The sequence below is a fragment of the Oleisolibacter albus genome, from assembly GCF_003336875.1.
Taxonomy (GTDB): domain Bacteria; phylum Pseudomonadota; class Alphaproteobacteria; order Azospirillales; family Azospirillaceae; genus Niveispirillum; species Niveispirillum album.
The window spans coordinates 1-14,775 of the sequence record NZ_QGNJ01000018.1 but is presented as its reverse complement, the minus strand read 5'-3'; the positions used below and the strand labels follow the sequence as shown (position 1 = coordinate 14,775).

Sequence of the window (14,775 nt, the reverse complement as noted above, 5' to 3'; positions counted from 1 at the left end):
CGCCGCCCGCGCCGAGCGCCGCATCCGCGAGGAATGGCGGGATGTGCGGGAGGCCAGGCGCGACCTGCGCGAGGCCTGGCGCGAGGCTTGGCGCGAGGCCGGACGGGACGATCATTGGCATCATCGTCCCGGCGGCTGGTCCCGTTGACCCACCTGTCGCGCGGTGGGCCCCGGCTGCGGGTCTTGGTCCCCGCTGTGTCGGGAGGAGGAGCCGGCCGCTCCTCCTCCGTTGCCCGGCCTCAGGCGGCCAGGGACAGGGTCGTGCGGCCGCGGCGGCGGCGTGAGGAGGTCCAGTCTCCGGCCCCGACCTCGAACCAGACGGAGTCCAGCGCCGCCAGCACCGTGGCGATGTCGGCCTCGCTCAGGTTGCAATGGACGGTGAACCGCAGGATGGCGCGGTTCTTCGGCGTGGCCGGGGCACAGAAGACCGACCCGAAGATGCCATGCCGCTCCACCGCGTCGCGGAAGGCGATGATGGCGTCGTCGCTGCCGGCCTCCAGGCCGATGATCTGGCTGTCGCTGATGTCCACATTGTAGCCGATGGCGTCCAGCCCGTCGCGCAGCCGGGTGTGGTTGGCATGCAGCCGCTGCCGCCGCCAGGGCTCGTCGCGGATGATATCCAGCGCCGCCTCGAATCCCGCCACCTCGTGGGCCAGCACCGTGGTGCTGAAGATCATCGGCATGGCCTCGTACCGGTAGAAATCGGCGTTGCGGGCCGAGCAGACGATGGCGCCGCCACGGCTGGACACGGCCTTGGACAGGCCGAGCGTGCGGAAATGCACGCGCCCGGTCAGGCCCGCCGCGTCCACCAGCCCGGCTCCGTCGGTGCCATGGGCGCCGAAGGAGTGGGTTTCATCCACCACCAGCACGCAGCCGTGCCGCTCGGCCACCTCCACGAACGCGGCCAGCGGCGCCTTGTGGCCGGAGGTGCTGTACAGGGCGTCGATGGCGATGACGCCCGGCCCGTAGGTCTGGATCTGGCGTTCCAGATGGGCCGGGTCGTTGTGCCGGAAGGCGCGGGCGGTGGCGCCGGCACTCTTGATGCCCTCCCACAGCGAGGCATGGGCCAGCATGTCGATATGCACCACCGATCCGGGGCCGGCGATGGCCTGGATCAGCCCGACATTGGCGCAGTAGCCGGAGTTGCAGAGCACGGAATCCTCCGCGCCCATCAGGTTGGCCAGCCGGCGCTCGAAGGCCCGGTGCCGGTCCTCCCGCCGGTGGGCGAAGATGCGGGACAGGCTGTCGCCGTGCCCGCCTTCCTCCAGCGCCTCGATCTCGGCCCCGATGATGCGGGGATGCGCGGCCAGGCCCAGATAGTCGTTGGTCCGCATCTGGATGCTGTCCGGCCCTGGGACGCTGCCGTTCAGCAGATGATCCAGCCGATGCAGATTTTCACGGTTGGCATAGGCGCGCCTGATATGCTCGGCCAGGATGGGCGGATCGACCGGCACCTGGAGCAGCGGACGGCGGCTGGTGGACACTGAAGAATGCAAACAATCCATGATAGACTCCCGTTTTGCGGGGAGAGCGGGCGCTCTCACTAACTGCCGCGTTAGGAAGTCTATGCTTCACCGACTGAAAGACACGGACGAAAGCCGCGTTGAAACGAAGGGTTCATCGCGGCTGCTCCGGCGGCGGGCGGCATACCAGCGCAGCGCGCAATACGCCTATGTCCAGACCAAGTTGCAGCTTCTGGGGATCATTGGCCTGTTCGGTTTTCCTGCCTATTGGGTTGTGTGGACACAGTTTTACCCGCAGCCCTACGAGAATCTGACGCTGCGTCTGCTGGGCGCCGCCGCCGCCATTCCGTTCATCATCGAGCGGTGGCTGCCGCCGCGTCTCAAGGCGCTGATGCCGACCTATGGCTTCGTCTTCTGCACCCTGGCCCTGCCGGGGTTCTTCACGTTCATGTCGCTGATGAACGGCGCCAACATGGTCTGGCAGACGTCGTTGATCGCGTCGTTCCTCTACTTGGCGCTGATCCTCGACGCACTGTACTTCATCCTGTCCGTCGTTGCCGGCATGGGCTTCGGTCTTGGTGTCTATCTGCTGACCAGTTCGCTGCCGGTGCCGGACGCCTTCCTCGACGCCTGGCCGATCTACCTCTTCGCCCTCTCCGCCGGCGGGATCTTCAACTATGCCGAGGCGCTGAACCGGGCCGAGGACCGGATTCGTGCCGCCCGCGCCGTCGGCGGCACCATCGCCCACGAGATGCGCACGCCGCTGCTCGGCATTCGCCTGGATGCCGGTGGCGGGGGGGAGCGGCTGGACGGCCTGCTGCGGGACGATCCCGCCCTGACCGCGGCGATGCGGGCGGAGGGGGAGGCACTGGCCGCCGCCTTCCGCCGCATCGAATCCCACAGCCTCTACGCCGAGACGGCGCTGAACCTCATGCTGGCCAATCTGGCCGGCCCGCGGCCGGCTGAAATCTTCGAGGATCTGCGCATGGCCGATCTGGTGGCTGCTGCCCTCGACCGTTTCCCGTTCCGTGGCCTGGAACGGGCCAAGGTGAGCGTGGATGTCCGTCAGGACTTCGCGGTTCGGGCCGCGCCGATCCTGCTGACCCAGGTGATTCATAATCTGCTGCGCAATGCCTTGCGGGCCGTTGCCGAGGCCCGTCACGGCGAGATCAGCATCCGGCTGGAGCGGGGGCGGCTGGAAAGCCGTCTGATCGTCCATGACACCGGTTTGGGGATTCCGGCGCACCGGCTGCGCGACCTGTTCCAACCCTTCACCACCATGTGGGCGGGCAGCAAGGGTGTGGGGCTGGGCCTGTCCTTCTGCAAGAAGGCTGTCGAAGATATGGGGGGCAGAATTACCGTGACGTCGAGATCTGGAACATTCACACAATTTACGATACGCTTTCCGGCGCTGCCGGATTGATATCAAGCATTTTGCATCATGACCTTTCATCTCCCGCCCTACAGCTACCCGACCACGGTCGCCACCGTGGACGATGACCCGCATTTTCTCGAAAGTCTGGCCTTTTCGCTGGGACGGGGCGTGCGCTGTGAGGCCTTCGAGCATCCGGCGACGGCTCTGGAGGCGCTGCGGGACCGCGACGGCAGCCGGCGGGCCGGCAGGTTGATCGCGCCGCTGGATGCCACCGATCTGGCCGATCTGCCGGGGGACTGGACGGACCGGGGCGTCCGCTTGCGCTGTTCGCAGATCGTCCAGGTCGCCCGCAATCCGGCGCGGCAGCTCGACGTCTGTGCCGTGATCGCCGATTACGACATGCCGGGGATGGACGGTGTCAGCTTCTTCCGCGCGCTGCATCCATCGAAGGCCAAGCGTATCCTGCTGACCGGGAAGGCGGATGAGCGCATCGCGGTCGCCGCCTTCAATGACGGGCTGATCGACCTGTTCCTGCAGAAGCACGATCCCGATATCCGGCTGCGCCTGCACGACGTGATCACCAATGCGCCGGCCGATTATTTCCAGCGGGTGACCGAACCGCTGATCCCCTTCTTCACGTCCGAATCCTTCCTGTGTGATCCCTGCTTCGCCGACTATGCCCGGGGCCTGTTCCGGCAGCACCGGGTGATCGAGCATTATCTGCTGCACCGTCCCTCCGGCCTGCTCTGCTTCGACCGGGACGGCGATGGCTGGCTGCTGCTGGTGCAATCGCTGGAAGAGGTCGAAGGGCTGTTCGAGGCTGGCTCCTGGCCGGACCGTCCCGATGAGCCGCTCTCCCACGGCATCCAGCCCTTCGAGTTGTTCGAATCCCGCCTCGGCGAGTTCGTCCAGCGGGAGATCCTGCCCTGCGAGCGGCTGACCAGCGGCTGGAACTGCAGCTTCATTCCCGCGCCCGCCCTGTTGCTGGAGGGGCTGAAGCGTGTGCCGGCCGGGCGGTTCCATCGCCATCACTGACGCGCCGCCGGCCGGGCGGAACAGGCCCGGTGCGGCGTCGGCAGCCGTGACGGCAGTCTCATGGTGCCGAGCAGCGCCACGGCGGTGTTCAGGATCTTCCGCATAGTCCTGCACTCCCCCTGCGGTCGTGGGGACGCCCATCGCGTCCGGCCAGGGCAGGCGCAAGAGCCGGACTTTCAGTCTATATGACTGAAATATATGGGAAATACGACCATACCAGCCGCCTGTGTCAATCCTCCGGGCGCAGGCCCGGTCCGGCTGTGGACACGGCAGGACCTTCAACGCCTGTTAACGCTCTGCTCCCATGCTGACGGCCGGGTGAGCGCGGCCAAGTCCGGCATTCCGCCGGCTGCCGCCCCGACGGAGTCTCAGATGCAGGATGTCCTGTCATTGGATGATGGCAAGACCTGGTACCTCCTCGACAGCCAGGAGGAGGCCAGCGAAGAGGGGTTGGTCATGGCCAACTCGACCGGCCTGGATTACATGCAGGAGAGCGGGCGTCTGGTCCGCCAGTACCGGGAGCAGACCCACCGCGACTTTCGCACGATGCATGCGGAAGAGCTTTATGTCCGTCGCCGCCGCGCCCTGTTCTTCAGCCTGCGCGGTCCCCAGGGGGAGCGGCTGGTGTCCGGGCGGTTGCCGCGGGGGATGGAGCCGGGCGAGATCCTGTTCGTCGCCTATGCCAACCATGATCCCTATGTCGAGCATGCCGGGGCCCTGATCGAGTTGGGCAAGCTGTACGGTTTCGATCTGCGCCGCGGCATCGCCTATCCCGGCGGCTATCCCTATGACAGCCTGCGCGGCAAGGCCCTGGTGGCCCGGCCCGCCACCATCCCCCGCTGCCCGGAACCACCCGGCCGCTGACGGCTCGCGCCCGGCAGCGACACCCGGGCGCGACACCCGGGCGCGGCCTCAGTCGGCCGCGGCCGTGGCCGTGCGCTCTCCCGCTTGCCGGTATCGGGCCGCCAGCCAGGTGCAGACGATCAGCTGCAACTGGTGGAAGATCATCAGCGGCAGGATCAGGGCGCCGATCTGCGGGGCGGGGAACAGCACGCTGGCGATCGGCACGCCGGACACCAGGCTCTTCTTCGAGCCGCAGAACAGCAGGGCGATGCGGTCGGCCCGCTCGAACCCCAGCAGATGCCCGGCCAGGGTGGCCAGGGACAGGGCGGCGCCCAGCAGCAGCGCCGACAGCCCGGCGATCACCAGCAGGTCGGACGGGGCCACCTTGTGCCACAGCCCCTCGACCACGGCGGCGCTGAAGGCGCCATAGACGACCAGCAGGATCGAGCTGCGGTCGGTGTAGGTCATCCACTGCTTGTTGCGCTGCAGGAACGGGCCGATCCAGGGCCGCATCAGGTGCCCGGCGACGAAGGGCACCAGCAGCTGCAGCATGATGGATTCGATGGCATCCAGGGAGATGCCGCTGTTGCCGGTGGATTCCGGATGCATCAGCAGCCCGACCAGGACCGGGGTCAGCACGATGCCCAGCAGGTTCGAGGCCGATGCGCTGCAGATGGCGGCGGGGACATTGCCGCCGGCGACCGAGGTGAAGGCGATCGAACTCTGCACCGTCGACGGCAGCAGGCAGAGATAGAGGAGACCGGCGGCGATGGTGGGGGACACCAGCGCCGGCGGCAGCAGCGTCACGCCCAACCCCATCAGCGGGAAGACCAGGAAGGTGAAGGCCAGCACCATCAGGTGCAGGCGCCAATGGCCGATGCCGGCCCAGATGGCCTCACGTGACAGTTTGGCGCCATGCAGGAAGAACAGCAGGACGATGGCGATGTCGGTCAGCCGGTCCACCCAGGCGGCGGCCGGCCCCTGCACCGGCAGCAGGGCGGCAAGGCCGACGGTCGCCAGCAGCATCACCAGGAACGGATCGATGACGGAACGCAGGAAATCCTTCATGGCCGGCCACATACAGACACAAGGGGGGGCCAAGGGTAGCCACAGGCCGCGCCACGGTGCCAGCCCGAAGCGCCGGCGCGGATCAGGACTGCGCCGCCCGCAGACGGAAGGGGATGCAGCCGTCCATGCCGGGCAGAACGGCCCGGTTCCGCCCCTGGCGCTTGGCCTCGTACATGCGGCTGTCGGCCAGTTCCACCAGATCCGGCCAGTCCCGCACCCCGTCGCAGCCGCGTTCGGCGATGCCGATGGAAACGGTGATGGGGCGTCCGTCCGGGCGGTTGCCAAGGCCCAGCTCGCGCAGGCGCTGGATCACCGCCCGCGCCCCCTCCACATCGGTGTTGTTGAGGATGGCCAGGAATTCCTCGCCGCCCCAGCGGATCAGGATATCGCCGCCGCGCAGACCCAGGCGGAGATTGTCGGCGACCATCTTCAGCGTGCGGTCCCCCACATCATGCCCGAACCCGTCATTGATCGACTTGAAATGGTCGATATCGATGAAGGCCACGGCCAGCGGCATGTCCTGCTGGGTCGACAGGCGGAAGAACAGGTCCAGCGTCTCGCCGCCGGAGCGCCGGGAATAAAGCCCGGTCAGCGGGTCGATCATGGCCCGGTTGACCAGGGCCGCCATGTAATGCAGCTGGCTCATGCCCGAGAACATGGCCGACCCCATCACCAGCACCATCAGCCACAGCATCGGCCCGTGCTCCATCAGCGAGGGCAGATCGCCGCTCAGCACGATGCCGATCATGGTGAACAGGAAGGCCGGAATGGAGAAGAACAGCACTTCCAGCGCGGTCAGGGGAAAGATGGCCAGTCCGGCCAGCACCACATTGGGCAGCAGTCCATAGAGCTTGGCCACCAGCGCCGCGCTGCCGGTCAGCGGCAGCCCGTCCAGGATCGACAGCGAGCCGAGGAAGAACAGCGGCGGCACCAGCAGCAGCACCAGCAGCATCAGATCGGCATGCAGGCGTGAGGCCGGCCAGGGCCATGGCCAGGCCAGCAGCAGGAACACCAGTCCCGAGCCCAGCCGCATCAGGCTCATCTGCGCCCATTGCGGCCAGGGGAACACCAGCCAGTCGATGGCCGACCACAGCGGCACCAGCACGGCGAACAGGGCCGCCACCAGCTGCACCCGGGAAATGATGACGGCGGCCGAATGCCGGCGGATATGGGCGGGATGGCCGAACGGCACCAGCAGTTCGGCCAGCTGCTCCCCGCGGATCCTCACCGGTGCGAACAGGTGGTCGGTGATCCGCACCAGGGCGTTCTGGCCCTTTTCGGCGTCCGGAGAGCAGGACAGTGGCGTCATCGGCAAGATCCGGTCAGCGATGAGGCGGGGAGCCGCCCTGATCCCTTGACCGCCCCGCTCCGGCGTTTGGAACAACCGGTCTTGACGACCTTGGTCATGGCGTAGCCCCCCAGTATGGTCAAGAAACGCACCGGCGGGCAGGTGTCGGCGATGACCTATATCAAGTATGTTAATCTTTTTGTAAGAAACCCGGTGTGCCGGGGCAGCGCTGTCCCGGGACGGCGATGCGGAAGCCGCGATACCAGGCCCGCTCGGTCCGCGGCGGGAAGTTGGCCGGACGTTTGATGTCGCCCCCCCACATGTCGGTCAGGATGGGGCCGCGGATCTGCCACTCGGCCCGGTCGCGGAAGCGCAGGCCCCCGGTCTGGCGGGCGGCGACGGGCCGGCCATCCACCAGCATCAGCGCCCGCATCCAGCCATCCTCCCGGTCGGGATGGTTCAGGACGACATCCAGCACGAACCGGACCCAGCGGCCGGTGGGCACCTGGACCGGGGCACCGGACAGACCGTCCAGCGGCAGGCCCTTGCCATAGGCCTGGTCGCCGCGGTCCCCGGCCCGGTTGAGGTGATAGGAATAGAGCGAGGGGGCGGCGCGGTCGCCGCCCTGGCGGTGGGTCAGCCGCACCGAGAACCCGGTCTGCCGGGCGGCGCCGCAGCCGCCGCTGAGACAGCCCTTCTCCCCGCCCCACAGTCCCAGGGGAAATTTGGCCGAGCCCTGGGGATTGAAGGCGTAGTCCGGCTCCAGCAGCATCTCCACGCTGATGCGGGCGGCCTCGGCCTTGAGGCTGCCGGCCGGGGCCAGGATCTGGGCGATGGGGTTGGGCTGGCCCCCCTGGGCCGTGATCTCCACGGCGCGGCTGCCGTCCGGCGCGGTGCCGGGCCGGACCCGGGGGCTGGCGAACCAGCGGGCGACCTTGTCCTCGTCCGGGCTCCAGACCGGCGTCAGGCATGTGTCCGGCCAGGGTGCCCCGGCCGTCATGGCGGACGGGTCGGTCGTGGCGGCTGTGGCGGCAAGGCTGGCGGGCGCGGGCAGCAGGGCGGCCAGCACCAGGGACAGCCGCAGGGCATGCAGGATCGTCGGCACCGGGTCCTCCTGAACAGCGGCCCCGGCACAGCCGGGACCGGTGGCCTGGAACGGCGGTCCCGACAGGCCGGAACCGCTGGAGAGTGTGGTGACGCCACCGCTGGCGGCCAAGCTGGCCGGCGGCGGTAGGGGCCCGCCCGGCCGTGGCAGGGCCGGCCCATGCGGACCACCCCGATCGGGGTGGTCTGCCCGGACTGCCGGGAACCGTCGGCCCGGTCCTGGCGTTGGTTCCTGGTGCGGCCCCCGCCGCCCTCCGGGCCTATGCCGACCCGGCCATCCCGCTTCCATCGCGCCATCCACAAGGAGCCTTGCCATGAGCGATGCCGCCCTGCTGCCGATCTTTGCCGGCGAACAGAACCTGTCCACCGTCCAGCGCGGCCTGTATCTGGCCGGCGGGTTGGGGCTGGCCGCTGCCGGCGCCCTGCCGCGGCCGAATCCGCTGCTGAATCTGCTGGCCCTGGCCGGCGGTGCCTATCTGGCCCTGGCCGGCTATCACGGCCATTGCGCCGTCAGGGCGGCGCTGGGGGATTGATCGGCCGCAGTCTCGTGGACTGATGACAAAATTCCTGTTTTGTGCTCTGCTGGCAGGGCCTCTCTGACCGGGGGCGGGTCTTGGACAGGGTGAATGCGAAAGGTCTGCACTGCGGCGGAAACGGAGAATAGCTATGGAATCGTGTGTCCTGTCCGGCCTGGATCGGCGACGGTGACGCAACCTGATCCCCAACACGGCTTTGTGTCGCCTTTGTCGCGGTAAGGAATAAAAACCTTTTTGCATCAAGGGCCTGAGTCGCGACATGCCCCCGCGCGGATGTCGCCTTAACGTCACCTTTGGTCACCTTAACGTCGCCTTTGGTCGCCTTGGCGTCGCCTGCGGTTGCGTTTGCCGCGCGCTGACCGGTCCCCGTTATCCAGCCTCCGGCCGCGGCCTTGCCCCTGGCGCGGAAGCCTCTATGCTCGGCGGCTCCCGGGGCACGGGCATGAGAAGGGCAGGGGAAGCGCATGCGGGTTCTGCACACGGCCGATTGGCATCTCGGCCATTCCCTGGCCGGTTTCTCCCGGGCCTATGAGCATGGCCGCTTCCTGGACTGGCTGGGCGACCGGGTCGAGGAGACGCGGCCCGACGCGCTGGTCATCGCCGGCGACATCTTCGACCACCAGAATCCGGCGGCGGAGGCGCAGGCGGCCTTCTACCGCTTCCTGGCCGGCATCGGCCGCCGCCGGCCCGGCCTCACCGTGGTCGTCGTCGCCGGCAACCATGACGGTGCCCAGCGCCTGCAGGCCCCGGCCGAGATCCTGCGGGCGCTCGATGTGCATGTGGTCGGGCATGTGCGCCGCGACGCGGACGGACGCCTGTCGGCAGCCCACATGCTGGTGCCGGTGCGCCGCGGGGCCGAGATGCTGGGCCTGTGCGCCGCCGTGCCCTTCCTGCGTCCGGCCGACCTGCTGAGTGCCGGCACGGCGGGGGAGGACCCCTGGCTGGCTTCCATGCGCGCCGTCTATGACCAGGCCCATGATCTGGCGCGGGCGCGGCTGGCGGCCGACTGTCCCGGCGTGCCGGTGCTGGCCACCGGCCATCTCTACGCCGCCGGCTGCCTGCCCTCGGCCAACAGCGAGCGGCGGGTCTTCGTCGGCGGGCAGGAGCATGTGCCGGCGGAGGTGCTGCTGGGCCGGTTCGACTATGTGGCGCTGGGCCATCTGCACCGGGCCCAGGCCGTGGGCGGACAGGAGGGGGTGCGCTATGCCGGCTCGCCGCTGCCGCTGGCCACGGACGAGGCCGGCTACCGCCATCAGGTGGTGCTGGCCGATCTCGCCGCCGGGCAGCCGCCGCGGCTGACCGTGCTGCCGGTGCCGCGCTCGGTTGCGGTGGTGCGGCTGCCCGGCAGCGGCGCCGCGGAGCCGCTGGACGCCGTGCTGGACCGGCTGCGCCGGCTCGATCCCTTCGACGGGCCGGCGGAACAGCAGCCCTTCCTGGCGGTCAAGGTCCGCATCGACCGGCCGGAACCGCTGCTGCGCCAGCGGATCGACCAGGCGCTGGAGGGGCGCAACCACCGTCTGGTGGTGCTGCAGACCGAACAGGCCGCCGCCGACGGGGATCTGGGCGCCGCCGGGGCGGTGCCCACGGCGCTGACCCAGCTGCGGGCGGAGCAGGTGTTCCGCCGGCTCTATGCCGACCGCTATGCCGGCCGCGACCCCGATCCGGCCCTGCTGGCCGCCTTCCACCAGCTGGAAGAGGCGGCCCGGCACGGGGAGGAGGACGGGGAGGCCGGCGCCGCCCCCTCGTCCGGTACCGGGGCCGACGGGGCGGCGGATGGAGCAACGCAGGGGGCCGCCGCCCGGCCGGCCGATCTGCTGAGCGGGGTGGGGGTATGAGGATTCTGGCTGTCCGCGGGGAGAATCTGGCCAGTCTGGCCGGTCCCTTCGCCCTGGATCTGGCCGCCGGGCCGCTGGCCACGGCCGGTCTCTTCGCCATCACCGGCCCCACCGGCGCCGGCAAAAGCACGCTGCTGGATGCGCTCTGCCTGCCGCTGTTCAACGCCATGCCGCGGCTGCCGGCGGGGACGGCGGTCTTCGGCCGCGACGGCGACCCCGACCAGATCAGCATCGCCGATCCCCGCGGCATCCTGCGCCGCGGCGCCGCCGCCGGCTTCGCCGAGGTGGATTTCCTCGGCATCGACGGGGGGCGCTACCGGGCGCGCTGGTCGGTGCGCCGGGCGCGCGACCGGGCCGACGGCCGCTTGCAGCCGGTACGCATGGCGCTGATGCAGGCGGCGGACGGTCTGGTCCTGGCCGAAGGCACGACGGCGGTGCTGGCGGCGGTGGAGGAGAAGCTGGGCCTGAACTTCGCCCAGTTCCGCCGCACGGTGCTGCTGGCCCAGGGCGATTTCGCCGGCTTCCTCAAGGCCAAGGGCAATGAGCGGGCCGAGATCCTGGCCCGGCTGACCGGCACCGGCATCTATGCCCGCATCTCCCGTCTGGCCTACCAGCGGGCGTCGGCCGAGCGCGAGCGCCTGCGCCAGATCGAGGAGGGGCTGGGCCAGATCACCCTGCCGACCCCCGAGCAGGAGGCGGAGATCGCGTCGGCCCTGGCGGCGGCCCGGGCCGGGACGGCGGCGCTGGAGCAGGCGGTGCAGGCGTTGGGCCGCGACCTCGCCTGGCACGATCAGGCGGCGGCCCTGGCGGCGCGGGTGGCGGCGCAGACGCAGATCCTGGCCGATTCCCGGGCGGCGCTGACGGCCCTGGCCCCCGAGGCGGCGCAGCTGGCGGCCTTTGACCAGGTGCAGCCCCTGTCGGTGCCGCTGGCGGCGCTGGACCGGGCGGAGGCGGCCGGCGCCGCGGCGGCGCGCCAGGTGCAGCACGACCGGGACGCCGTGGCCGCCGCCCGGCAGGCGGCTGGCGAAGCGGCGGCGCAGGCCGGAGCGGCAGCGGCCGTCCTGGCCGCGGCCGAGACGGATCAGGCCGCGCGTCTGCCGGCCCTGACCGCGGCGCGGGCGCTGGATGTGCGCCTGTCCGCCCTGGCCGACCAGCAGCAGCGCGCCGGGCAGGGGCTCGACCGCCTGTCCCGCGCGCTGGCCGAGGCGCGGGACGATCTGGAACAGCGCCGCACGGTCCTGAGCCGGGACGAGGCCGCCCTGGCCGCGGTGGCGGGCTGGCTCGATGCGGCGGCGCCCCGCCGTGCCCTGGCCGATGGCTGGCCCCGCTGGTCGGAACTGCTGGGCCGGGCCGCGCGCACGCGCCAGGCCCTGCGGCGCACGGAGCTGGAGCGGGAACAGGCCCAGGCCGCCCGCGACGAGGCCGCCCGGCCGGTGCTGGACTGGCGCAGCACCGCGCTGGAGGCAGACCTGGCGCGGCAGCAGGCGGACCGGACCCTGGCATCGCTGCCGCCGGCCCCCGATGCCGCCACGGCCACCGCGGCCCGGCTCGCCGCCGCCGGCCGGCTGGAGGATCTGCGGCAGGCGCAGGAGACGGCCAAGGCGCTGGCCGGCGCCGCCGACACCCTGGCCGCCGTGGACGCCGCCGAGGCCGCCCTCGACCGGCAGGCGGCGGACCGGGCCGCACGCCTGCCGGCCCTGGCGCTGGACCTGGCCGGTGCGCAGGGGGAACTGCGCGGCCTGCGGCGCCTGCTGGATGTGTTCGCCGCGGCGGACGGGCGCGATGCCGCGGATCTGCGCGCCACCCTGGCCGAGGGCGCGCCCTGTCCCGTCTGCGGCAGTCTGGATCATCCCTACCGCCAGCCGCAGCCGCCGCGCGACCCGCGCCGCGACGCCCTGGGCCGGGAGCAGGAGCATCTGGACGGCCGCATCGCGGCACTGCTGACGGAGCGCGCCGGGATCGAGGCCGCCGACCGTGCCGCGGGCGAGGACCGTCGACGTCTGGCGGCGGACCGGGCGCGGGCACAGCAGCTGCGGGCCGAGGCCGGCCCGCGCTGGGCGGCGCTGCGGCCCCGGCTTCCCCGCGACTGCGCCGCCGATGCGGGCGACATCACGGCGGCGCTGCTCGACCGGCTGGCGCAGGCCGTTACGGTGGCTACCCACGATCTGGCCCGCGGCCAGGAGCGGGAGGCGGCGGCGCTGGCCGCGGACCGGCAGCGGGCGGCTCTGGTGGCGGCCCTGGCGGAGGCCGGGACCGCCCATGGCAAGGCCCTGGCCGGACTGGCGGCGGCGGAGGCGAAGCACATGGCCGCCGCGGCGCGGGTCGACGGGTTGCAGGCGGAGATGGAGCGGCTGCGGGCCGAAGCGGCGGAACAGGGCCGCGATCTGGCCGGGGGGCTGGCCCCGGTCAGCGGCTGGGAGGCCCGGCTGGCTGCCGACCCCACGGCCCTGGCGGCCGAGCTCGACGGCTGGGTGGAGCAATATGCCGCCCGGCGGCAGGCCCAGTCCGATCTGGCCGGACGCCTGTCACTGGCCCGGGCCGGGATGGAGGAGCAGACGCGGCGGATCGCGGCCCTGGCGGCGGACCATGCCGATGCCGGCGAGCGCGCGGCGCAGCTGGCGGCCGAGATCGAGGCCCTGCGCCGGCAGCGGCACGACCTGATCGGCGCCGACGATCCCGACGCCCTGGAGGCCACCGCCCGCGACCGGGTGGAGACGGCCCGCCGCCGGCGGGAAGCGGCTGACGCGGCCTTGGCCCGCACGCGGGAGGCGCTGGCCCAGGCCGAGGGCAATGCCGCCGCCGCGGCCCAGGCCGATACTGCCGCCGCCGCTGCGCTGGCAGCGGCAGAGGAGAGCTTCAGGCCGCTGCTGGCACTGGCCGGGCGGTCGCGGGCGGAGGTGGCGGCGCTGCTGGCGCTGGGGCCGGACTGGGCCGCCGGGCAGCGCGCGCGGCTGGACCAGGCGCGCCGCCGGGTGGAGGAGGCGGGCTCGGTGCTGGAGGACCGGCAGCGCCAGATGGAGGCCCACGCGGCTGCCGGCCGGCCGGCCCAGGACCGTGCGGCGGTGCTGGCGGCGCTGGAACAGGATCGCCAGACCCTGGCCGCGGCCCAGGATCGGACCCAGACGCTGCGGCTGCAACAGCAGCGGCATGAGGACGCCAGGGCCCAGGCCGCCCGTGTCGGACAGCGTCTGCTGGCGCAGCAGGAGCGGGTGCAGCTCTGGGGCGGGCTGGCGGAGGTCATCGGCAGTGCCAACGGCGCCCGCTTCCAGAACTATGCCCAGGCCCTCAGCCTGGACGTGCTGCTGCAGGAGGCCAACCACCATCTGGCCATGCTGGCCCCGCGCTACCGGCTGGAGCGCACCCGCGTCGGCAACGATCCCGGTGCGCTGGAGATCCAGGTGGTGGACCGCGACATGGCGCTGGAGGTGCGCAGCGTCCACAGCCTGTCGGGCGGCGAGAGTTTCCTGGTGTCGCTGGCCCTGGCGCTGGGCCTCTCGGGTCTGGTCGGCGGCGGGGCCTCCATCGGCACCCTGTTCATCGACGAGGGGTTCGGGGCGCTCGATCCGGCCAGCCTGGATCTGGCCATCGGCTGCCTGGAGACGTTGCAGGCTTCGGGCCGCCAGATCGGCGTCATCAGCCATGTGGATGCCCTGACCGAACGGCTGGGTGTCCAGGTGCAGGTGCAGCGGACGGGGGGCGGACGCTCCTGTCTGCGGCTGCGCTCGCCCGCCGATCTCCTGGCGGCGCCGTGATCCTGCCCGTGTGAGGGTGACGGGGTAGGGGCGGAAGGGCCAGCCGTGCGGCGGACTGGCCCTTCCGCCACCGTCCGACCTGGACCGGGGCGTGGGTTTCCCGGTCCGCGGCCTAGGCTGGAGCCGGTGTCAGACGGGTCGGGAACCGGGCGGGATGCCCCCGCCCGGATGTCTCGAAGCAGGCGGGATCAGCCGCGTTCGACGCAGAGGGCGACGCCCATGCCGCCGCCGATGCAGAGGGTTGTGAGGCCCTTTCTGGCGCCGCGCTTCTGCATTTCGAACAGCAGGGTGGTCAGCACGCGGGCGCCGGAGGCGCCGATGGGGTGGCCGAGCGCGATGGCGCCGCCATTGACATTGACCCTGGCCGGGTCCCAGCCCAGATCCTTGTTGACGGCCAGGGCCTGGGCGGCGAAGGCCTCGTTGGCCTCGATCAGGTCGAGATCGCCGACACCCCAGCCGGCCTTCTTCAGCGCCAG

General features: G+C 71.2%; 10 protein-coding genes and 1 pseudogene. 6 read left to right on the top strand and 5 right to left on the bottom strand.

Going from position 1 to position 14,775, the window contains the following annotated elements; all coding sequences use genetic code 11:
• Nucleotides 1-239: 239 nt before the first annotated feature.
• Nucleotides 240-1,505, bottom strand: coding sequence for an alpha-hydroxyketone-type quorum-sensing autoinducer synthase (gene cqsA, locus DK368_RS18810; RefSeq protein ID WP_114395526.1), 1,266 nt, complete (start codon nucleotides 1,503-1,505; stop codon nucleotides 240-242).
• Here cqsA and DK368_RS18805 point away from each other — a divergent pair.
• The 3 genes from DK368_RS18805 (at nucleotide 1,477) to DK368_RS18795 (ending at nucleotide 4,737) form a co-directional block, all read left to right on the top strand.
• The gene (locus tag DK368_RS18805; RefSeq protein ID WP_162306100.1) at nucleotides 1,477-2,886 is read left to right on the top strand and encodes a sensor histidine kinase; all 1,410 of its coding nucleotides are present in this window, start codon (nucleotides 1,477-1,479) and stop codon (nucleotides 2,884-2,886) included. The genes cqsA and DK368_RS18805 overlap by 29 nt on opposite strands.
• Before the next feature lie 18 nt (nucleotides 2,887-2,904).
• The gene (locus DK368_RS18800; RefSeq protein ID WP_114395524.1) at nucleotides 2,905-3,873 is read left to right on the top strand and encodes a response regulator; all 969 of its coding nucleotides are present in this window, start codon (nucleotides 2,905-2,907) and stop codon (nucleotides 3,871-3,873) included.
• A gap of 372 nt (nucleotides 3,874-4,245) precedes the next feature.
• Nucleotides 4,246-4,737, top strand: a complete 492-nt coding sequence (locus DK368_RS18795) for a hypothetical protein (RefSeq protein WP_114395523.1) — start codon at nucleotides 4,246-4,248, stop codon at nucleotides 4,735-4,737.
• 48 nt (nucleotides 4,738-4,785) lie between these two features.
• On the opposite strand, the gene DK368_RS18790 is transcribed toward DK368_RS18795, so the two are convergent.
• The 3 genes from DK368_RS18790 to DK368_RS18780 all read right to left on the bottom strand — a co-directional run bounded on the left by DK368_RS18790 (nucleotide 4,786) and on the right by DK368_RS18780 (nucleotide 8,177).
• Entirely contained in the window at nucleotides 4,786-5,784 is a 999-nt protein-coding gene (locus tag DK368_RS18790; RefSeq protein ID WP_114395574.1) for a bile acid:sodium symporter family protein, read from the bottom strand.
• Between the two features lie 82 nt (nucleotides 5,785-5,866).
• On the bottom strand, nucleotides 5,867-7,093 hold the full coding sequence (locus tag DK368_RS18785; RefSeq protein WP_114395522.1) for a GGDEF domain-containing protein: 1,227 nt from the start codon (nucleotides 7,091-7,093) through the stop codon (nucleotides 5,867-5,869).
• A 169-nt stretch (nucleotides 7,094-7,262) separates the two neighbouring features.
• Nucleotides 7,263-8,177, bottom strand: a complete 915-nt coding sequence (locus DK368_RS18780) for a polysaccharide lyase (RefSeq protein ID WP_114395521.1) — start codon at nucleotides 8,175-8,177, stop codon at nucleotides 7,263-7,265.
• Nucleotides 8,178-8,490: 313 nt separating this feature from the next.
• On the opposite strand from DK368_RS18780, the gene DK368_RS18775 reads away from it, so the two are divergent.
• From DK368_RS18775 to DK368_RS22330, 3 genes are all read left to right on the top strand, one after another.
• Nucleotides 8,491-8,709, top strand: a complete 219-nt coding sequence (locus DK368_RS18775) for a DUF2892 domain-containing protein (RefSeq protein ID WP_114395520.1) — start codon at nucleotides 8,491-8,493, stop codon at nucleotides 8,707-8,709.
• Nucleotides 8,710-9,176: 467 nt separating this feature from the next.
• Nucleotides 9,177-10,547 carry an exonuclease SbcCD subunit D C-terminal domain-containing protein gene (locus DK368_RS18770; RefSeq protein ID WP_114395519.1) on the top strand — a complete coding sequence of 457 codons (1,371 nt, stop codon included), beginning with the start codon at nucleotides 9,177-9,179 and terminating at the stop codon, nucleotides 10,545-10,547.
• Nucleotides 10,544-14,299, top strand: a complete 3,756-nt coding sequence (locus DK368_RS22330; protein WP_114395518.1) for an AAA family ATPase — start codon at nucleotides 10,544-10,546, stop codon at nucleotides 14,297-14,299. Before DK368_RS18770 ends, DK368_RS22330 begins: the two co-directional genes overlap by 4 nt.
• A gap of 188 nt (nucleotides 14,300-14,487) precedes the next feature.
• Here the strand turns inward: DK368_RS22330 and DK368_RS18760 are convergent.
• Nucleotides 14,488-14,775 (bottom strand): annotated as a pseudogene (locus tag DK368_RS18760) (acetyl-CoA C-acetyltransferase); the annotation flags it as partial.